The following is a 20,856-nucleotide window of genomic DNA, read 5'->3' as shown; positions in this document are numbered from 1 at the left end:
ATTCTGGGCAGGGTTAGTGTTGCAAAAAAAAAGCTGCACGAATGCAGCTTTATCTCTCTGTTTCTGCGTTTAGGCCAATGACTGGTTGATTTGTGTCAGCACAGCCATAGGGTCAGCCGCTTGGGTAATCGGGCGGCCGATAACAAGGTAATCAGAACCTGCTGCCACCGCTTCTATCGGTGTCATAATACGGCGCTGGTCACCTGCATCACTTCCCGCTGGACGAATGCCCGGGGTCACCAGTTTGAATTCTTTACCCAGTGCATTCTTAAGCATGCTGGATTCATGGGCAGAACACACGACACCATCAAGGCCACTGTTGCGGGTCAGCGTCGCCAGAGACATAACATGCTCTTGCGGCTCGCGGTTAATACCGATACCTGCAAGGTCACTTTGCTCCATGCTGGTCAGCACTGTCACACCAATCAACAGAGGCTTATCTTTGCCGTATGGTTCCAACGCCTCACGGGCTGCAACCATCATACGCTCACCACCGCTTGCATGAACGTTCACCATCCATACCCCAAGTTCCGCCGCTGCTGCAACAGCACGGGCGCAGGTGTTTGGAATGTCATGGAACTTCAAATCCAGAAAGACAGTATGACCACGCTCATGAAGCTTGCGCACATAGTCAGGACCATAAAGGGTAAACATCTCCTTACCCACTTTCAGGTGACAACTGCCTGGCTCGATACGATCTACGAACGCCAGCGCCTGATCAATGTTTGGGTAATCCAATGCAACAATAACTTTTGGATCCTGCATTCCTAATTATTCTCCGTCTAGGCCTCTGATGGGTTTTATTGAACCCCACCCCTTGCACGACGGACAATGCCAGTACAATGAGTGAGTAGAGAAACCACATTTCCGACAACGATAATGTGGTTTCACTTTTAACTGTTCCTCTACCAGTTGTTTGAGCGTGTTGAGGCTCGCTTTCGCGCGTCCTTCTTCTGCCTGTTCCACATGCAGTTCCATCAACTTGTGGAAACCTTTCATGGTAGGATTTTTGGTCAACTGGCGGGTCAAAAAGCTTTGTGCCATTGCCGCGTTTTCATGGCTGTTGATAATGTCTGACATCATCAATTCCGCGGCGGCACCGGTGTTCTTCTCAATACAGCTTTTCAGGAATCGAACCATCGACATTTCTTTGTCGAGGTGGGAGTAACAGATCTCCAGTTGTGGCAGCGCTTCACTGATGAAATCCGGGTCTTGCTCCAAGACCTGCTCAAGCGCTTTCGCCGCTGTGCGGTAGTCCTCACGGGCAATATCAAGCCGGGCTAACATCAAGGAGGCACGTACACACGCTTTGTCTGTCGACTGGGCTTTTTTCAGTAGCTGGCGGGCAGTTTTTTCATCACTGTCTCCCATCGCCTGCATTGCGAGTTCGCAGTAGAAATGAGAAATGTCACGTTTCAGTTTGGGCTTGCCAGATTTAACCAGCTTGTTCGCAATCTCGATTGCCTTCTCCCATTCCCGGGTCTGCTGGTAAATGGCGAGTAGCTGTTGGAGGGCAAAAGCGCGGTAGTCAGGTTCTTCGATGAGCTGGTGGAAGATTTTTTCAGCTCGGTCAAAAAAGCCTGCAACCATGTAATCTTTTGCAAGTTGCTGCAATGCCAGATTACGTTGATCCAACGTGAGGTTGGGTCGGGCGATAAGATTTTGGTGAATACGAATAGCGCGATCTACCTCACCGCGTGAGCGGAAAAGGTTACCGAGTGCAAGGTGGGTATCAATCGTCTCGTTATCGACCTGGAGCAGTTCTATGAACAGATCTACCGCTTTGTCTGACTGATCAGATAAAAGCAGGTTAAGACCCGCGACATATTGTCGGGATAGATGGTGCGACTGATCCTGTCGGCGATGACGAGCATTCCTATTGCCCATATACCAGCCGTAACCGGCAGCAATTGGCAGCAATAGAAACAGCAGCTCTAGCATTGACGCTTATTCCTTAACAGGGTCCGTACGCAGCTTATCCAACTCCTGACGTTGCTTGTTTACTTGCTTTTTCAACATGGCGGCGGACATTTTTGCTTTCAGATAAAGCATGCCACAAATCAACCACCCCAGCGCAAAACCAGTACCAAACACGACGCCCAGAAGTAATGACAATCGAAACTCTCCCTGAGCGATCAGGTAGTTAAAATTAACCACTTCCTGATTTTGAGCTCCAAGGGCGAGTGTGATCAGAAAGCACAGGACGAGCAATACGATACCAATAATCTTCACAGTCACTCCCTTTTTATTCTTTGCGCAAGTCAGGGATGTCGAACAGTGAATCCCTACAACTTGTCAACGGTGATACCCGCTTTCAACGCAGTAACGGGCGAACTTTAGCCACTATCACTCTGCGTTTATGCCAACTTGGGTATATCTGTGATTATGCAGTAATTTGGCTTGTCAGACCATTCCAATAGGCATAAAAAAAACGGCATACGTATAGCATGCCGTTTTTTTATTCGAAAACGAGTCAACCTTTAAAAGTTGACGCGATCGCGAAGCTCCTTGCCTGGTTTGAAGTGAGGGACGTACTTGCCGTCGAGCTCAACTTTGTCACCGGTCTTTGGATTGCGTCCAACACGAGGAGCGCGATAATGCAAAGAGAAACTACCAAAACCACGAATCTCGATTCGGTCACCTTCCTCGAGTGTAGTGGCCATGTGCTCAAGGATTTCCTTGATGGCATCTTCTACCTGTTTGGCAGAAAGATGGGTTTGTTGACTACACAGTCTTTCGATTAACTCAGACTTGGTCATGATCACCCCGCTTTTAGTTGTTTCTCAACAGTATAACTGCAGAGGGGGAATTTTTCCCCCTCACTTACATTAATTATTCGCTTTTCGCAGCTTTGAAAGCGTCTGCCATAGCATTACCGAACGCAGCGTCGTCAGCTTTGTTCAGAGTTGCCATTGCTTCTTGCTCTTCTGCTTCGTCTTTCGCGCGAACAGACAGGTTGATTACGCGGTTCTTACGGTCAACACCGGTGAACTTCGCTTCAACTTCGTCGCCAACAGCCAGAACCAGAGTTGCATCTTCAACGCGGTCACGTGATGCTTCTGAAGCACGCAGGTAGCCTTCAACGCCTTCTGCCAGCTCAACAGTTGCGCCTTTCGCGTCAACTGCAGTTACTTTACCCTTAACTACAGCGCCTTTCTTGAAGTCAGCCATGTAGTTGTTGAATGGGTCTTCTTCCATTTGCTTGATGCCCAGAGAGATACGCTCACGCTCAGCATCAACTTGAAGAACAACTGCAGAGATTTCGTCGCCTTTCTTGAAGTCACGAACCGCTTCTTCGCCTGCAACATTCCAAGAAATGTCAGACAGGTGAACCAGACCGTCGATACCACCGTCCAGACCGATAAAGATACCGAAGTCAGTGATTGACTTGATCTTACCAGTTACACGGTCGCCTTTGTTTTGCATTTCTGCAAACGACTGCCATGGGTTAGCTTTACATTGCTTCAGACCCAGGCTGATGCGACGACGCTCTTCGTCGATGTCCAGAACCATAACTTCAACTTCGTCACCCACGTTAACAACTTTAGATGGGTGAATGTTTTTGTTAGTCCAGTCCATTTCAGAAACGTGTACCAGACCTTCAACGCCTTCTTCGATTTCAACGAAGCAGCCGTAGTCAGTCAGGTTAGTTACACGACCAGTCAGTTTGTGACCTTCTGGGTAACGGTTCGCGATAGCAACCCATGGATCTTCACCCAGTTGCTTCAGACCCAGAGATACGCGAGTACGATCACGATCGAACTTCAGAACCTTAACCAGGATCTCGTCACCAACGTTAACGATTTCTGATGGGTGCTTAACGCGTTTCCAAGCCATGTCAGTGATGTGCAGCAGGCCGTCAACACCGCCCAGATCTACGAATGCACCGTAGTCGGTCAGGTTCTTAACGATACCTTTAACTTCCATGCCTTCTTGCAGAGAAGCCAGCAGTTCATCACGCTCAACGCTGTTTTCAGATTCGATAACTGCGCGACGAGAAACAACAACGTTGTTGCGCTTCTGGTCCAGCTTGATAACTTTGAACTCCAGCTCTTTGCCTTCCAGGTGCAGAGTGTCACGAACTGGACGAACGTCAACCAGTGAACCTGGCAGGAACGCACGGATACCGTTCAGTTCAACAGTGAAGCCACCTTTAACTTTACCGTTGATAACACCCATAACGGTCTCAGCGTCTTCGTAAGCTTTCTCCAGTTGGATCCAAGCTTCGTGACGTTTCGCTTTTTCACGAGACAGTTGAGTTTCACCGAAACCATCTTCAATCGCGTCCAGTGCTACGTCTACTTCTGCACCAACTTCGATTTCCAGCTCGCCAGCAGCGTTTTTGAACTGCTCAGCAGGGATAGAAGATTCAGATTTCAGACCAGCGTCAACCAGAACGTAACCGTTCTCGATAGCTACTACAGTACCTTTAACGATGGCACCTGGGCGGGTTTCTAGCTCTTTAAGAGATTCTTCAAAGAGTGAAGCAAAAGATTCAGTCATTAATTTAGTCTTCAATTTTTAAACTTCCACGGGTGTCCTACCACGTGGGGTTGATAGTAATGTCAGTCATCATCCTTGCGACCAACAGTTAAACCCGCTGCTTCAGGAAGCAACGGTAATTTTACTCTTAATATAGGACAATGCTTGTTCCAGCACCTGCTCAATGTTGAGAGAGGTGGAATCTAGAACCAAAGCATCCTCCGCCGGACGTAATGGCGCGACTGCTCGATTGCGGTCTCGATCATCACGTTCCTGAATTTCGCTCAAAAGGCGGTCAAAGTTAACATCTAACCCCTTTAGTTGCAACTGGTTCATGCGACGATTGGCGCGCTCTTCAGCGCTGGCGTCCAGAAAGATTTTCACTTCCGCGGCTGGGAAAACAACGGTACCCATATCGCGGCCATCAGCAACCAGTCCCGGCGCTTCAGCAAACGCACGCTGACGACGCAGCAAGGCTTCGCGAACACGCGGCAAAGCAGCAATTTTTGACGCCGCGTTTCCTGTTTCTTCTTTGCGCAGTTCACCGGAAACGTCTTCGCCTTCGAGGATCACTTTTACCAGCTCACCTTCGGTTTTGAACTGAACATCCAAATGGGATGCCAGCGGCACCAGCGCGTCTTCCGACTCAGGGTCTACACCATGGTGAATAGCTGCCAGTGCCAGTACGCGGTAGATAGCGCCAGAATCGAGCAAATGCCAACCCAACTTTTCCGCCAGCAGCATACAAAGGGTCCCTTTACCGGCACCGCTTGGGCCATCAACGGTAATTACTGGTGCTTGGGTAGACATAGGTATCTCCATTTCATTTACGATCAGAGCAGTAACAATAACTTCGCGATCACTGCCCTTCGGAATCGGTGGCGTATTATAGGTAAGTCTCACCAAAAAAAACAGGCCGACGCTGTGTCGACCTGTATATTTGTACATCCAAACTGTTTCGTCATCTTTCCGACAGTGAAGCCAACTTGTCGAAATAATCCGGGAAGGTCTTAGACGTACACTTTGGGTCGTTGATGGTGACCGGTGTATCGCTCAGTGCCACCAAGGAAAAACACATCGCCATGCGGTGGTCATCATAGGTGTCGATGTCTGCATGCATCAGTGTTTGTGGCGGCGTGATCGTGATGTAGTCTTCGCCCTCTTCGACAACAGCACCTACTTTTCGTAGCTCCGTTGCCATAGCAGACAGACGATCTGTCTCTTTCACCCGCCAGTTATAGACATTGCGGATCGCCGTGGTGCCTCTAGCAAATAACGCAGCTGTTGCAATCGTCATTGCCGCATCCGGAATGTGGTTGAAATCCAGGTCGACCGCATTCAGCTCACCCCGGCGGGCAATCACATAGTCGTCACCCCATTCTATATCTGCGCCCATAGCCGCCAGCGCATCCGCAAATTTCACATCACCCTGTACGCTTTGCTTGCCAATTCCTGTCACCTTGACTTCGCCACCCTTAATGGCAGCAGCCGCCAGGAAGTAGGAAGCCGACGAGGCATCACCTTCCACCAAAAATGCACCTGGTGCGATATAGGTCTGGTTGCCCTTCACATGGAAAGTCTGGTAATTCTCATTGACCACTTCCACGCCAAATTGCGCCATGATGTGCAAGGTGATGTCGATGTAGGGTTTAGAAACCAAATCCCCTTTGATGCGGATATGGGTGTCACCACTGAACAAAGGTGCTGTCATCAACAACGCAGTCAAAAACTGGCTGGAGATGGTGCCATCAATTTCCACGTCACCGCCCTGAATGTCTTGGCTGACAATTTTCAGCGGCGGATAATGTTCATTTTCCAAATAGGTCACATCCGCGCCAACGGTGCGCATAGCGTCAATCAGGTGACCAATCGGACGCTCTTTCATCCTTGGCTCACCCGTCAGCACGTATTCGCCTTGGCCGATGCACAGTGCAGCCGCGAGTGGACGCATCGCCGTTCCGGCATTGCCAAGAAAAAGCTCTAGCGGTTCAGATGTTTTGAACGGACCACCAAGCCCTTCAACCACACATTCTGTTTTGTCGTCAGATAAGCGATACGAAACACCGAGTTTGCTCAATGCATTGAGCATGTGACGGATGTCATCACTGTCTAACAGGTTGGTTAAATGGGTGGTGCCTTTTGCCAGTGCGGCCAGCAAGAGTGCGCGGTTTGACACGCTTTTCGAACCGGGGAGGTTTACTTCACCGTTGATTTTTGAAATGGGTTGTAACGTCAACTGCTCCATCTGAACTAAAACGATCCTTAATTTTTCGTTCCCTGAGAGTAACGAAAAAGCAGCACGGGGGCTAGCCCAAGCTGCTTTTATCTCGTGATGACTGAAAAAACGGAATTTCAGTCGGTTATCGGGTCATTTTCTTTACAAACACCACCACGAACAGCGCGATAGTAAAACTGCCGGTGAATGCTTCAGTAGCTGCCACCAGGCGTGACAGGCCTATGGGGATAAAATCCCCATACCCCAGGGTTGTGAATGTCACTACGCTGTAATAAAGGCAGTCAAAAAACGCGAAGGTGTTTTCCCTCAGGGTCTTCTCTTCGGTAAACCCAACGTACTCGCCGTCATACTGGATACCGGTAAAAAAGTAGATCATTGCGGCGAGAAGGATCAGCGCTAGAGAGAAAAACACCACTCTTATGGGGCTTTCGCCGTAGCCACAAAACAGATCTACCGTTTTTGACATTGCCCGCTGCGTTGAAAATAGCGGCATTTGAAACCGGCGCATGGTGAGCTCTTTTTGCAGGAAATAGCCAGCCATGGTGAAAATGCCATGCGACTCAGACGCTTTGCGCAAGTCCCGGTAAATTTCTTCAGACTGTTCATATAAATCGAGCGCTTTATCCATTTCGCCGTTGCGCTCAGCAACACGCCCTTCCGATTCTTGCTGTAACATCTGCCCGATTTTGATGTTGTCTATTTTGGTATCGGTAAGCTTCACGCCCAGCAAGTTGCAGTTAATGAAGCTGGCGCAATGGACATTGGCATCATGCAGATCCGCTTTCATCAAACTTCCGTGATCAAACTTCGCATTAAACAGATGGGCACCGGTGAGATTCGACCGGTAAAAATTGGCATAGCTGAGATCATATCCACCGTGACGGCCATGCCGAACCAAGTTTACGTCCTGCAATTCCGCACGCTTGCATATGATCCCCCGAAGCTGTCCTCCCCGCTGGGCATAGGCTTCTAGCCGCTCTTTGACATCAGCTATGCCTTCCTTCGCGATATTTTCGTCATGCCAGAAACACAGACCGGACGCTTCCGCGGGTTCAGAGCACCGAAACTGTTCTCCATCAGGATCCTGATAACAGCAGGTTGCGGTTTTCAATTCATGGTTCTGCTCACCATCACACGATGGCTCCATTTCCGCGCCTTCCGGGCGCAATGATGCTGAACGTTCGGACATAGCGACACCTCCACTTTCTCAGTATAGAAACTTGGTACAAAAAACGAGAAAGAGTCGAGGCTGACTGGAGATAGGAGAACAGAGACTAGAGATTGGAGACCAAAGATAAAAGAAGAGAGAAGAAAGAAGAAAGAAGAAAGAAGAAAGAAGAAAGAAGAAAGAAGAAAGGGTAGCGCAGTGAATATTTCACCACACTACCCTTTTGGCAAGATTCAGAAAATTAGTCTTTGTGTTTTGGCTCTGGTGGCAGCACGAGGTTCAGGATGATTGCAGTCAGACCACCGGCTGCCATACCCGATGACAGAATGTTTTTTATCCACTCAGGCATAAACTGGAGAATTTCCGGTTTTTGCGCGATACCCAGCCCCATTGAGAAGGACAGTGCCATGATAAGAATCGCGCGGCGGTTCAGATCACAGCGGGAGATAATGCGGATACCTGACGCTGCAATCGTACCGAACATCACAATGGTCGCACCACCAAGCACAGGTTCAGGGATCAACTGAACCAAGGTTGCCACGCCGGGTAGCAGACCCAGAATAACCAACATGCCCGCCACAAAGTAACCGATGTAACGGCTCGCCACACCCGTCAGCTGGATAATGCCGTTGTTCTGGCTGAATGTAGAATTAGGGAAACTGTTCAGCACTGCTGCAAGTGCAGAGTTAACCCCATCAGCCAACACTCCACCTTTAATACGCTTCATATACAGTGGGCCAGCAACAGGCTGCTCTGATGTTTCAGAGGTGGCGGTAATATCACCGATTGCTTCCAGTGAAGTTACAAGAAATACAATCACCAGAGGGATCAGCAAAGAGAAATCAAACGACAGGCCATACTGCATCGGTTGCGGAATAGCGACAAACGGCACGTCCTGCGCCGGGGCGGTATTTACCATACCCAGCGAGTAGGCTAAAACGGTACCGACTGTCATTGCGATAACAATAGAAGAGACACGCAGGTAAGGATTGTTGATGCGGTTTAGCAACACAATCACGGCCAATACCGAACCAGCCAACATCAGATTGTTCAAACTACCAAAGGTGCCGTTTTCAATTGCTGCATAACCACCACCCATTGAAGTCAAACCGACCTGGATCAGTGTCAGGCCAATCAGGGTCACCACAATACCGGAAACCAGCGGTGTAATAATGCGTTGGGCATGATCCATTACGCGCGACAGGAACACTTCAGTCAGTGATGCCACCATGATGGTGCCGAAAATCGCAGCCATCATTGTTTCAGTCGGTGTACCGCCCGCTTTCATAGCCAGACCGGCGCCGATGATTGGTCCCAGAAAATTAAAGCTGGTGCCCTGAATCGAAAGCAACCCCGAGCCCAGCGGTCCAAAGGTTTTAATTTGGATAAACGAGGCAAGACCGGAAGCAAACAGTGACATGCTCACAATGGTATTGGTGTCTGCAGCTGGCAGACCCAGAGCCTGACAGATGATCAATGAAGGAGTGACAACCGCAACGAACATTGCCAGCAAGTGCTGCACAGCGGCAAAAAGGGTTTGTGGCAAAGGTGGCCTGTCATCCAATCGATAAACCAGTTCGGAAGGTCTGACATTTTCGGTGCTGTTTTCGGTACTGCGCGAAAGGCTCATTTGTTTTACTACCTGTATTAACACACTTCTGCATTACGCTGAATGGGTAAAGCAGCCTGCTGAATGTGATGCTCTGTGATTGCTGTTACTCAGAACATTCGGCTGGTTAAGTGGTTGGGATGAAAGAAATTTCGCGCCATTCTAACCGCAAGCCAGCAAAAAGCAATCGTTTGCGTAGACGGTGTATTTTAATTGGTGGCACTTTACCGATATTTAACCGCCAAGCATCCAAAAGGTAACTTTAAGGCAAAAAAAACCGCCGATAGACGGCGGTTTTTCAAAAGATTCTGATTACGCGTTTTTGGCTTCAAACTCTTTCATAAAGGCGACCAGCGCCTGTACACCTTCCAAGGACATCGCGTTATAGATAGAAGCACGCATACCGCCTACATCACGGTGTCCTTTCAATGCAACCAGCCCAGCCGCCTCAGACTCCTTCAGGAATGCTTCATCCAACTCTGGATTAACCAGTTGGAAAGGCACATTCATTAATGAACGGTTGTCTGGATGGATGTTGTTGACGTAAAAGTCTGACGCATCAATAAAGTCATAAAGCAACGCAGCTTTCGCTTCATTTTTCTGCTGCATCGCTTCAACACCACCCTGCTCTTTCAGCCATTTATAGACTTCACCCGCCAGATACCAACCAAATGTTGGTGGCGTGTTGAACATAGATTCTTTGTCCACCAGCGTTTTGTAGTTCAGCACATTCGGCAAGAACTCTTTCGCACGTCCCAGTAGATCGTCACGGACAATCACCAGCGTGATACCCGCAGGGCCAATGTTTTTCTGTGCGCCTGCGTAAATCACACCGTATTTAGACACATCGATAGGACGGGACAAAATCGTTGAAGACATGTCTGCAACAATTGGCTTGTTGGTGTCTGGCAAATCACGAATTTCAATACCGTCGATGGTTTCGTTTGGACAGAAGTGCACAAAGGCACCATCACTGCTCAACTTCCAGTCTTTGGCTGGGAGCACCGCTCGCTTGCCATCAATTTCAGTTTTGATATTGATAACGTTCGGTGTGCAGTATTTCTTTGCTTCGTTGACTGCACTCGCCGCCCAGTAGCCGCCATCCACATAGTCAGCAATGGTGTTGCTGCCAAGCAAGTTCATCGGTACGGCAGCGAATTGCGCGCGAGCACCACCCTGTGCATACAAAACATGATAGTTTTCTGGAATAGAAAGCAGCTCACGGAGGTTTTTCTCGGCTTCTGCAACAACAGCCAGAAATTCCTTACTGCGGTGAGAAATCTCCATGACGGATGTGCCCAAGCCATTCCAGTTAGTCAGTTCAGCCTGTACTTTTTCCAGAACCGCTTCCGGCAACATTGCCGGGCCAGCAGAGAAGTTATATACCTTTTCCATGATTATCGAATGCTCCTGCATTAAATCGCTTATTTATGGCTGTCTCGTGAATCAGTGAGGCTTTCCGTTTCCGCCAACTCCCGGTTTCAGGGAGCACAAGACGCCAAGAAGAATTGTTATTGGTTTTGTTTTATCACCTTTTTTAGGTGATTGGAACGGATAGGCGCAATCAATTTCAGTCACAATTAAAAAGGGGATAAAAAAAACGCAGCGAATGCTGCGTTTTTTACAATATGATTAAACTGAATGAATTTTATTCTTCAGTATCACCGTCAGTGCTGTCTTCTGCCGGTGCTTCAGCGGCCACTTGACCTTCTGTTTCACCTTCTTCGTCCAACGGCAGATCTTCTTCATCTGGCTCGTCAATACGTTGCAGTCCAACCACTTTCTCGTCTTCAGCGGTACGGATCAGTGTCACACCTTGGGTGTTACGGCCAACCTGGCTCACTTCAGCGACGCGGGTACGCACCAAGGTACCAGCGTTGGTGATCATCATGAATTCATCACCGGTTTCTACCTGAACCGCACCGACAACGCTGCCGTTGCGCTCAGAAACCTTGATGGAGACAACACCCTGTGTTGCGCGGCTCTTCGCTGGGTACTCACCAAGTTCTGTACGTTTACCGTAACCGTTTTCAGTCACAGTCAGTACATCACCATCATTGTGAGGCACAATCAGAGAAACAACCTTGTCGCCCTCTGCCAGTTTGATACCGCGAACACCCGCGGCGGTACGACCCATGCCACGCACCTGGCCTTCGTTGAAGCGAACAACTTTACCAGACTTCGAGAACAGCATGATGTCGTTGTCACCGGTGGTGATATCCACACCGATCAGCGAATCGTTGTCACGCAGGTTAACTGCAATGATACCGGCGCTGCGAGGACGGCTGAAATCAGTCAGCGGCGTCTTCTTCACGGTACCGTCGCCGGTTGCCATAAAGACAAACTTGTCTTCCGCATATTCTTTCACAGGCAGAATCGCAGTGATGCGTTCATCCTGCTCCAGCGGCAGCAAGTTAACGATAGGCTTACCACGCGCAGTACGCGATGCCAGAGGCAATTGGTAAACCTTCAACCAGTACATACGGCCACGGCTTGAGAAGCACAGAATAGTGTCGTGTGTGTTGGCAACCAGAAGACGCTCAATGTAGTCTTCTTCTTTCATGCGCGTTGCTGACTTGCCTTTACCACCACGGCGCTGCGCTTCGTAATCAGACAGAGGCTGATACTTCACGTAACCTTCGTGCGACAGGGTCACAACAACGTCTTCCTGATTGATCAGGTCTTCGATATCGATGTCAGCACTTGCTGCGGTGATCTCAGTACGGCGCTCGTCGCCAAAGCCATCACGAACAGCAATCAGCTCTTCAGTGATCACTTCCATCAGGCGCTCTGGGCTCGACAGGATGAACATCAGCTCGCCGATCAGTGCCAGCAGCTCTTTGTATTCATCCAGGATCTTCTCGTGCTCAAGACCAGTCAGTTTATGCAGACGCAGATCCAGAATTGCCTGAGCCTGTTGCTCGGTCAGGTAGTATTTACCATCACGAACGCCATATTCGTCTTCCAGCCACTCAGGACGCGCTGCATCAACACCGGTTGCTTCCAGCATTGCCGCTACAGTGCCCAAATCCCAACCACGTTGTTGCAGCTCTTCGCGTGCAATCGCAGGGGTTTGCGCATTACGAATCATTTCGATGATTTCATCGATGTTTGCCAGCGCAATCGCCAGACCTTCCAGGATATGGGCACGGTCACGGGCTTTACGTAGCTCATAGATAGTACGGCGTGTCACCACTTCACGGCGGTGGTTCACAAAGCACTTCAGCATGTCTTTCAGGTTGAACAGGCGAGGCTGGTTGTTATCCAGCGCAACCATGTTGATACCGAAAGAAGTTTGCAGTTGAGTTTGGGCATACAGGTTGTTGAGGATAACCTCACCCACTGCATCACGCTTACATTCGATAACGATGCGCATACCGTCTTTGTCAGACTCGTCACGCAGCGCACTGATGCCTTCGATCTTCTTATCTTTAACCAGCTCGGCGATCTTTTCGATCAAACGCGCTTTGTTTACCTGATAAGGGATCTCAGAAACAATAATGGTTTCTTTGCCGTTTTTCTCAACTTCGATTTCTGCTTTGGAGCGCAGGTAAATCTTGCCGCGACCGGTGCGGTACGCATCTTCAATACCTTTACGGCCATTGATCATAGCAGCAGTTGGGAAATCCGGACCTGGGATGTGCGTCATCAGCTCTTCGATGGTGATATCTTCGTTCTCGATATACGCCAGACAGCCGTTAACCACTTCAGTCAGGTTGTGCGGAGGAATATTGGTCGCCATACCTACAGCGATACCGGACGAACCGTTCACCAACAGGTTTGGAATGCGGGTAGGCATTACTTCTGGGATTTGCTCGGTACCGTCGTAGTTCGGAACGAAATCAACGGTCTCTTTGTCCAAATCAGCCAGTAGCTCGTGGGCGATTTTCGCCATACGAACTTCGGTGTAACGCATTGCTGCCGCAGAGTCGCCGTCGATCGAACCGAAGTTACCCTGGCCATCGACCAGCATGTAACGCAGTGAGAACGGCTGTGCCATACGAACAATGGTGTCGTAAACTGCGCTGTCACCGTGTGGGTGGTATTTACCGATCACATCGCCGACAACACGGGCAGATTTTTTATATGCTTTGTTCCAGTCGTTGCCCAGTACATTCATCGCGTACAACACGCGGCGGTGTACAGGCTTCAGACCATCACGCACATCTGGAAGAGCACGACCCACGATAACGGACATCGCGTAGTCGAGGTATGAGCTTTTCAGCTCCTCTTCAATGTTGACGGGCGTGATCTCTTTAGCAAGATCGCTCATGGAGCCAATATCCCTCAGGTAAGTATGTCAAAAATGACTACGTGCAAGACCCGAAAGAATACCATAAAAGCAGACAAATAGTCATAGCCTAAACCCGAGATAAATCACGAAATACTCTTATATCGTCGCTCTAAGGCGCTACAGGGCGAAAAAACACTCAACCTCAAGGTGGAACTAGGTAAAACTGTTAGACAAGCTTAGAAAGCGCCAGGGGTCTTTTGCTTATTAACGTCAAGCTAGGTATCTCGATCACGAATAGGGATGTAATAAAGGAGGGAGATATACAATGGGAAGCCGGTCTCAATATCCGCAAACTTAGTGCGTGAAAATACCCCTGACACAATGCTGTGTCGCCAACATCGGGGGAAGAGCTATGTTCTATAAAGCTATCAACGCGGTGGGTATGGCTATCATTGTTGGAAAATACACTTTGCTGGGGCTGTTGGCTGCTGTTGCTGTCACTAACGCTGCCTAATCCTTCTTTCTGACACTGATGCTATATAAATTAACCTCGCCGGGGGTGCGCCTCCGGCTTTGCGTATCTCCCCTTTCAAAAACCATTCCTTCCCCTTCGCGACCTATCCTGAACGAACAAGTCTGCAAACCAAGTTCACCCAGGTTGCGTAACTTCAGGTAGCTTGAGATATAATGGCAAAAAAATTTTAGGGATAAGATGTAGATGACTACCCAACTCAACGTTGATCCAGCTGAAATCCAGAAGTTCGAAGACATGGCCTCGCGCTGGTGGGATCTGGAAGGTGAATTTAAACCACTGCACCAAATCAACCCATTGCGCCTTAACTACGTGATTGAACGCAGCAACGGTATCTTCGGCAAGAAAGTGCTGGATGTCGGGTGTGGCGGTGGCATCCTCGCTGAAAGCATGGCACGGGAAGGCGCCGATGTAACAGGTTTGGATATGGGTAAAGAGCCGCTGACCGTGGCACGTTTGCATGCGTTGGAAACCAACACAACCCTTTCATATATCCAATCAACGGCTGAAGAACACGCAGAAACCCACCAAGGGTATTACGATGTGGTTACCTGTATGGAAATGCTGGAGCACGTGCCCGATCCGGCTTCAGTCATTGCTTCTTGCGCCAAAATGGTGAAACCGGGCGGTCATGTGTTCTTCTCTACGTTAAATCGCAATACCAAATCCTGGCTGTTTGCGATCGTGGGTGCAGAGCACCTGTTGAAAGTGGTACCCAAGGGCACCCATGACCACAATAAATTTATCCGCCCGTCAGAACTGCTGAAAATGATCGACTGCACGTCACTGCAGGAACAACATATGACAGGCCTGCACTACAACCCGCTGACTGACCGCTACTGGCTGTCACCACGTAATGTTGACGTGAACTATATTGTACATACTCATTGCCCCGGTTAATCCGGCGCTGCCCGGCTCAGACCGGGCATTTTTGTTTTAGGGGAACAGGGATGAAAGGAATCATCAAAGCCGTGCTTTTTGATTTGGATGGCACGCTACTCGATACCGCACCGGACATGGCCAATGCCGCTAACAACGTGCTGAAAGACCACGGACTACCGCCGCTGAAGCCCGAGCAGGTTCAAGCGCTAACCAGCCATGGGGCAAGAGGCTTGCTTAAAGCCGGGTTTGGTAACGCTTTGGAAGGCAAAAACATCGACGAGTTGAGATTGGCTTTCCTCGACCACTACGCAACCAGCATTTGCATCGATACAAATCTGTACGCAGGCGTTAACGAACTGCTGAACGGGTTAAGTGAGAAAGGTATTCCCTGGGGCATCGTCACCAACAAGCCCGGATTCCTGACAGGCATGCTGCTCCCCTATTTTCCCGAACTCTTGCAAGCACGGACAATTGTTTGTGCCGATACCACACCTCACGCCAAACCTCATCCTGCACCACTTCTTCATGGCGCATCAATATTGGCGATCGCACCAGAGCAATGTCTCTATGTAGGGGATATAGAAAATGACATTGTAGCGGCCAAAGCTGCCAGCATGTATTCCGCCGTCGCTGGCTGGGGCTACATAGGGAAAGATGACGATCCCTGCCTGTGGGAGGCAGATCTTATTTTTAACAAAGTTGAAGAGATTCTGTCATTATTCTGATCATTGTCACAGGTGAGCTGAGCGCAAAATAACCATATATCAGCATGTTAACGTCATTCACTGAAGCCACACAGAATCAAGCGGAATATTTTTTTTTATTTATTTTCACACCCTAAAAAACGTTGCTTTTTTCTATACCATTGCCTTTCTTACCATAAAGCGGTTAGTAAGCACTAACATAACAATTCTAATCCCCAAGATATCCACAGATCGCCCCACCGGGGTGAACTTGCAATATTTGATACTCACCACTATCTTGTTACTCATAACGAGCGCACCCCCTATATGTAGTGTTTTAGTCATCGCTCAGTAAGTTTTACTTCGATCACAAATCATCCTTGCAATTTGTGTAATTTTGCAAAAATAAGTCTTCAGGCAAGGAAAAACCGGGAACAAGATAAATGAACCAACAAATTACCGTCCAAAAGCGCAGTGGTGCTAAGGAAAACATTGATCTGGATAAAATCCACCGCGTGATCACTTGGGCCGCAGAAGGTCTGGACAATGTCTCCGTTTCACAAGTCGAACTCCGCTCGCACATCCAGTTTTACGACGGTATAAAAACTGAAGACATTCACGAAACCATCATCAAGGCTGCCGCCGATCTGATCTCTGAAGAGACACCGGACTACCAGTATCTGGCAGCGCGCCTCGCCGTATTCCATCTGCGTAAAAAGGCTTATGGTCAGTTTGAGCCTCCTACACTGCTTGACCACGTGAACAAAATGGTCGACATGGGTAAATACGATAAGCACCTAATTGAAGACTACACCAGTGAAGAGCTAAACATTCTCGACACCTACATCGATCACTGGCGTGATATGAACTTTTCATACGCGGCTGTGAAGCAGTTGGAAGGGAAATATTTGGTACAAAACCGTGTTAGTGGTGAAATCTACGAAAGTGCACAGTTTTTGTACATTATGGTTGCAGCATGTCTGTTTGCGAATTATCCAAAAGAAACCCGCTTGGATTACATCCGTCGCTTCTATGACGCGGTTTCCCAGTTCAAGATTTCATTGCCTACGCCTATTATGTCCGGCGTGCGCACCCCTACCCGTCAGTTCAGCTCTTGTGTACTGATCGAGTGTGACGACAGCTTGGATTCTATCAACGCAACCGCAAGTTCTATTGTGCGTTATGTCAGCCAGCGCGCAGGTATCGGTATCAACGCAGGTCGTATCCGTGCACTGGGCAGCCCGATTCGCGGCGGTGAAGCATTCCACACAGGTTGTATTCCATTCTACAAATACTTCCAGACTGCCGTTAAGTGTTGCTCACAAGGCGGTGTGCGTGGCGGCGCAGCTACCCTGTTCTACCCAATCTGGCACCGTGAAGTTGAAAGCCTGTTGGTGCTGAAGAATAACCGTGGTGTTGAAGAGAACCGTGTCCGTCACATGGATTATGGCGTTCAAATCAACAAACTGATGTACACCCGCCTGATCAAAGGCGAGAGCATTTCTCTGTTCTCACCATCAGACGTGCCGGGATTGTACGATGCCTTCTTTGCCGATCAGGATGAATTTGAACGCCTGTATGTTCAATATGAAAACGATTCATCCATCAAGCGTGAAACCCGCAAGGCGGTTGAACTGTTCTCGCTGATGATGCAAGAGCGCGCGTCGACAGGCCGTATCTATATCCAAAACGTCGACCACTGCAATACGCACAGCCCGTTTGACCCGCAAGTTGCACCAATTCGCCAGTCTAACCTGTGCCTGGAAATTGCACTGCCAACCAAACCACTGAGCAATGTAGAAGATGATCAGGGTGAGATTGCCCTGTGTACCCTTTCTGCATTCAACCTGGGCGCGCTTAAGTCGCTGGATGAGCTGGAAGAGCTGGCAGACTTGACTATCCGTGCACTGGATTCCCTGCTGGATTATCAGGACTACCCACTGCCTGCAGCACGTAAGGCGACCATGAATCGCCGTACACTGGGCGTAGGTGTGATTAACTTTGCCTACTATTTGGCGAAAAATGGTGTGCGTTACTCTGATGGCAGCGCAAACGGCCTGACTCACCGGACATTTGAAGCGATGCAGTACTACCTGCTGAAAGCCTCTGTCGGTCTGGCAAAAGAACGCGGCGCGTGCCCGGCGTTCAACGAAACCAACTACGCCAAAGGTTTGCTGCCAATTGACACTTATAAGCGTGATTTGGATGCGATCTGTGATGAGCCACTGCACTATGACTGGGATGCTCTTCGCACCGAAATCATGGAGCACGGCCTACGTAACTCAACGCTGTCTGCACTGATGCCGTCTGAAACCTCTTCGCAGATTTCAAACGCCACCAATGGTATTGAGCCACCGCGCGGCTTCGTTTCCGTGAAAGCGTCGAAGGACGGTATCCTCAAGCAAGTGGTTCCAGAATACGAGCAGTACCGTGAAAATTACGAGCTGTTGTGGAGCATTCCGTCAAACGATGGTTACCTGCAGCTGGTAGGTTTGATGCAGAAATTTATCGACCAGGCGATTTCCGCGAACACCAACTACGACCCAAGCAAACAGCCAGGCGGCAAAGTACCAATGAAGCTGCTGCTGAAAGACCTGCTGACGGCGTACAAGCTTGGCGTAAAAACCCTGTACTACCACAACACGCGCGATGGTGCAGACGACGCACAGAAAGATCTCGCAGCGCAAGATGATGATTGTGCAGGCGGCGCTTGCAAAATCTAAGTAACAAATACTGAGGGAGCGAATGCTCCCTCTTTGAAGTTTCAACTAACCGGTAAAAAGACGGCAATGGCTTACAGCACTTTTTCAAAAGAAAACAACAACGCGCTCAAGGAACCTATGTTCTTTGGCCAGCCTGTAAATGTGGCGCGTTACGACCAGCAAAAATACGAAATTTTTGAAAGACTGATTGAAAAGCAGCTTTCCTTCTTCTGGCGTCCGGAAGAGGTGGATGTATCGAGCGACCGCATCGATTACAACAAACTGCCAGACCACGAAAAACACATCTTCATCAGCAACCTGAAATACCAGACGCTGCTGGATTCCATTCAAGGCCGCAGCCCGAACGTGGCTCTGCTGCCGCTGGTTTCCATTCCAGAGCTGGAAACCTGGATTGAGACATGGTCATTCTCAGAGACCATTCACTCGCGCTCTTACACTCACATTATCCGTAACATCGTCACCAACCCTGCCGTTGTTTTCGATGATATCGTGGTCAATGAGCACATCATCAAGCGCGCGAATGACATCGCAGGCTACTACGATGACTTGATTCAAGCGACCAGCGATTACCACCGTCTGGGTGAAGGCGAGCACACGGTGAATGGCGAAACCATTGTCGTGTCTCTGCGTGAACTGAAGAAAAAGCTGTACGTCTGCCTGATGTCAGTTAACGCACTGGAAGCCATCCGCTTTTACGTCAGCTTTGCCTGCTCGTTTGCATTCGCCGAACGCGAACTGATGGAAGGCAACGCTAAAATCATCAAGCTGATTGCCCGTGATGAAGCCCTGCACCTGACCAGCACCCAACACATGCTTAATATCCTTCGCAGCGGTGATGACGACCCTGAAATGGCAGAGATTGCCAAAGAGTGCGAGCAAGAGTGTTTCGACCTGTTCAAAGCTGCTGCAGAGCAGGAGAAAGAGTGGGCGGAATACCTGTTCAAAGACGGCTCAATGATTGGTCTGAACAAAGACATCCTGTGTCAGTATGTTGAATACATCACGAACCTGCGTATGTCTGCGGTTGGTTTGAAACCGGCTTACCAAGGTGCAAGCCAAAACCCAATCCCTTGGATCAACGCATGGTTGTCTTCTGACAACGTTCAGGTTGCGCCTCAGGAAGCGGAAATCAGTTCATACCTCGTTGGCCAAATCGACAACGACGTCGATATGGACGATCTGGGTGATTTCGAACTATGAGCCGAATCACTATCACAGTGAACGGACAATCGCTGGTGGGAAACACCCACCAGCCTCTGCTCGAGCAACTCGAGCAAGCTGGAATGCAACCCGAATTTCAATGCCGCAATGGGGTATGTGGCGCATGCCGCTGCAGACTTAATAAAGGCCAGGTCAAACAAGAAGACGCCATGGCATACCTCGCTGCAGGAGAAATTCTTACCTGCCGCTCTGTGCCTAAAGACGACGTGTCTCTGGCATTCGACTACCAATTTTCTTTTATAGCGAAAAAAGCCGCGAACCTCTGACTCCGGTTCTGCGGCGCTCTTTTTTCCTGCTTACGTCTGTTTTTTTCTATTCTCAACTGAGCTGTTACTTAACCTTATAAACTGGCAAATCCGAAGGCAGTGATAGCTTGTTGGTGAAGATTTTTGAGAATTTAGAAAGCCGGCAAACCTTCGAAGAAGCAAATCTTCCCCACTTACTGGCATCAGCCAACAACCAACTCTCGCGTGAATTGGCGACAATCGCTTTGGAAATCTCAGCTTCAATCGGCTCATACTCCATTGCAAAATGACTGGCTGTCACCGACCCGCACCCCACAATACCGATATCCGCTTCGAAGCCCTCAAAGAATCCCAGCACGCTCTGCCCGACCACATCCTGATGCTTGCTCCTGACTAACCCTCCAGCCAAAAACACATCTATGTTTGGGTTTCCTTCCACCACCTTTTCCACCTGAAGGTTGTTGGTCACGATACGTAACTTGTCATAGTGAGCGAGGCATTGGGCAATGTAGGCCATTGATGTACCAATACCCAAAAACACAGTCGAGCCTTCGGGGATCAGACTGGCCACATTTTTGGCAAGCCGCTGCTTTACATCCGCTTCCAGCTCAAAGCGAACCTGATAAGTGGTATTGGTCAGAACGGCCGGCAGACTCACCCCACCGTGAACCCGGCGTGCCAACCCCTGTTCAGAAAGCTGGTTCACGTCACGGCGAATCGTCTGGGTTGTCATTGAGAACATTTCCGCCAGCGCTTCAATCTGCACATTGCCGTTGGCTTTGAGAAACTCCAGAATTTGTTTTTGTCTGGGCGTCATAGCATGTCACCAGCAGTTGGGTTT

Annotated in this window: 17 protein-coding genes; 5 read left to right on the top strand and 12 right to left on the bottom strand. The window is 49.3% G+C overall.

Annotated features, from left to right (window positions below):
* Nucleotides 1–69: 69 nt before the first annotated feature.
* The 11 genes from pyrF to gyrA all read right to left on the bottom strand — a co-directional run bounded on the left by pyrF (nucleotide 70) and on the right by gyrA (nucleotide 13,768).
* The gene (gene pyrF / locus KU854_RS07155) at nucleotides 70–765 is read right to left on the bottom strand and encodes an orotidine-5'-phosphate decarboxylase (protein WP_218357730.1); all 696 of its coding nucleotides are present in this window, start codon (nucleotides 763–765) and stop codon (nucleotides 70–72) included.
* Nucleotides 766–771: 6 nt separating this feature from the next.
* Complete coding sequence (gene lapB / locus KU854_RS07150; RefSeq protein WP_218357729.1) at nucleotides 772–1,941, bottom strand: lipopolysaccharide assembly protein LapB; 1,170 nt, start codon at nucleotides 1,939–1,941, stop codon at nucleotides 772–774.
* A 6-nt stretch (nucleotides 1,942–1,947) separates the two neighbouring features.
* On the bottom strand, nucleotides 1,948–2,232 hold the full coding sequence (locus KU854_RS07145; RefSeq protein ID WP_218357728.1) for a LapA family protein: 285 nt from the start codon (nucleotides 2,230–2,232) through the stop codon (nucleotides 1,948–1,950).
* A gap of 248 nt (nucleotides 2,233–2,480) precedes the next feature.
* On the bottom strand, nucleotides 2,481–2,759 hold the full coding sequence (ihfB, locus tag KU854_RS07140) for an integration host factor subunit beta (RefSeq protein ID WP_054780619.1): 279 nt from the start codon (nucleotides 2,757–2,759) through the stop codon (nucleotides 2,481–2,483).
* A 73-nt stretch (nucleotides 2,760–2,832) separates the two neighbouring features.
* A complete protein-coding gene (gene rpsA / locus KU854_RS07135) occupies nucleotides 2,833–4,503 on the bottom strand; it encodes a 30S ribosomal protein S1 (RefSeq protein ID WP_054780620.1) in 1,671 nt (556 codons plus the stop codon).
* Between the two features lie 102 nt (nucleotides 4,504–4,605).
* Nucleotides 4,606–5,292: a (d)CMP kinase gene (gene cmk, locus KU854_RS07130; protein ID WP_218357727.1), complete on the bottom strand. Its 687-nt coding sequence runs from the start codon at nucleotides 5,290–5,292 to the stop codon at nucleotides 4,606–4,608.
* A gap of 151 nt (nucleotides 5,293–5,443) precedes the next feature.
* The gene (gene aroA, locus KU854_RS07125) at nucleotides 5,444–6,727 is read right to left on the bottom strand and encodes a 3-phosphoshikimate 1-carboxyvinyltransferase (RefSeq protein ID WP_218357723.1); all 1,284 of its coding nucleotides are present in this window, start codon (nucleotides 6,725–6,727) and stop codon (nucleotides 5,444–5,446) included.
* 115 nt (nucleotides 6,728–6,842) lie between these two features.
* On the bottom strand, nucleotides 6,843–7,907 hold the full coding sequence (locus tag KU854_RS07120) for an ion channel (protein ID WP_218357721.1): 1,065 nt from the start codon (nucleotides 7,905–7,907) through the stop codon (nucleotides 6,843–6,845).
* A gap of 220 nt (nucleotides 7,908–8,127) precedes the next feature.
* Nucleotides 8,128–9,516: a uracil-xanthine permease family protein gene (locus tag KU854_RS07115; protein WP_218357719.1), complete on the bottom strand. Its 1,389-nt coding sequence runs from the start codon at nucleotides 9,514–9,516 to the stop codon at nucleotides 8,128–8,130.
* A gap of 291 nt (nucleotides 9,517–9,807) precedes the next feature.
* Nucleotides 9,808–10,890 carry a 3-phosphoserine/phosphohydroxythreonine transaminase gene (serC, locus tag KU854_RS07110; protein WP_054779829.1) on the bottom strand — a complete coding sequence of 361 codons (1,083 nt, stop codon included), beginning with the start codon at nucleotides 10,888–10,890 and terminating at the stop codon, nucleotides 9,808–9,810.
* A 253-nt stretch (nucleotides 10,891–11,143) separates the two neighbouring features.
* Nucleotides 11,144–13,768, bottom strand: a complete 2,625-nt coding sequence (gene gyrA / locus KU854_RS07105; RefSeq protein WP_218357718.1) for a DNA topoisomerase (ATP-hydrolyzing) subunit A — start codon at nucleotides 13,766–13,768, stop codon at nucleotides 11,144–11,146.
* Between the two features lie 679 nt (nucleotides 13,769–14,447).
* On the opposite strand from gyrA, the gene ubiG reads away from it, so the two are divergent.
* The 5 genes from ubiG (at nucleotide 14,448) to KU854_RS07080 (ending at nucleotide 20,036) form a co-directional block, all read left to right on the top strand.
* The gene (ubiG, locus tag KU854_RS07100; RefSeq protein ID WP_218357717.1) at nucleotides 14,448–15,161 is read left to right on the top strand and encodes a bifunctional 2-polyprenyl-6-hydroxyphenol methylase/3-demethylubiquinol 3-O-methyltransferase UbiG; all 714 of its coding nucleotides are present in this window, start codon (nucleotides 14,448–14,450) and stop codon (nucleotides 15,159–15,161) included.
* 50 nt (nucleotides 15,162–15,211) lie between these two features.
* Complete coding sequence (locus KU854_RS07095; RefSeq protein ID WP_218357716.1) at nucleotides 15,212–15,868, top strand: HAD family hydrolase; 657 nt, start codon at nucleotides 15,212–15,214, stop codon at nucleotides 15,866–15,868.
* A gap of 401 nt (nucleotides 15,869–16,269) precedes the next feature.
* A complete protein-coding gene (nrdA, locus tag KU854_RS07090; protein WP_218357715.1) occupies nucleotides 16,270–18,549 on the top strand; it encodes a class 1a ribonucleoside-diphosphate reductase subunit alpha in 2,280 nt (759 codons plus the stop codon).
* A gap of 66 nt (nucleotides 18,550–18,615) precedes the next feature.
* Entirely contained in the window at nucleotides 18,616–19,749 is a 1,134-nt protein-coding gene (gene nrdB / locus KU854_RS07085) for a class Ia ribonucleoside-diphosphate reductase subunit beta (RefSeq protein WP_218357825.1), read from the top strand.
* Nucleotides 19,746–20,036: a 2Fe-2S iron-sulfur cluster-binding protein gene (locus tag KU854_RS07080; RefSeq protein ID WP_218357714.1), complete on the top strand. Its 291-nt coding sequence runs from the start codon at nucleotides 19,746–19,748 to the stop codon at nucleotides 20,034–20,036. Before nrdB ends, KU854_RS07080 begins: the two co-directional genes overlap by 4 nt.
* A 64-nt stretch (nucleotides 20,037–20,100) precedes the next feature.
* On the opposite strand, the gene KU854_RS07075 is transcribed toward KU854_RS07080, so the two are convergent.
* Complete coding sequence (locus tag KU854_RS07075; protein WP_218357713.1) at nucleotides 20,101–20,832, bottom strand: DeoR/GlpR family DNA-binding transcription regulator; 732 nt, start codon at nucleotides 20,830–20,832, stop codon at nucleotides 20,101–20,103.
* Nucleotides 20,833–20,856: the final 24 nt, after the last annotated feature.

Source organism: Enterovibrio paralichthyis, from assembly GCF_019209835.1.
Taxonomy (GTDB): domain Bacteria; phylum Pseudomonadota; class Gammaproteobacteria; order Enterobacterales; family Vibrionaceae; genus Enterovibrio; species Enterovibrio paralichthyis.
The sequence above is the reverse complement of the archived record's forward strand: the minus strand, read 5'-3'. Positions and strand labels throughout refer to the sequence as shown.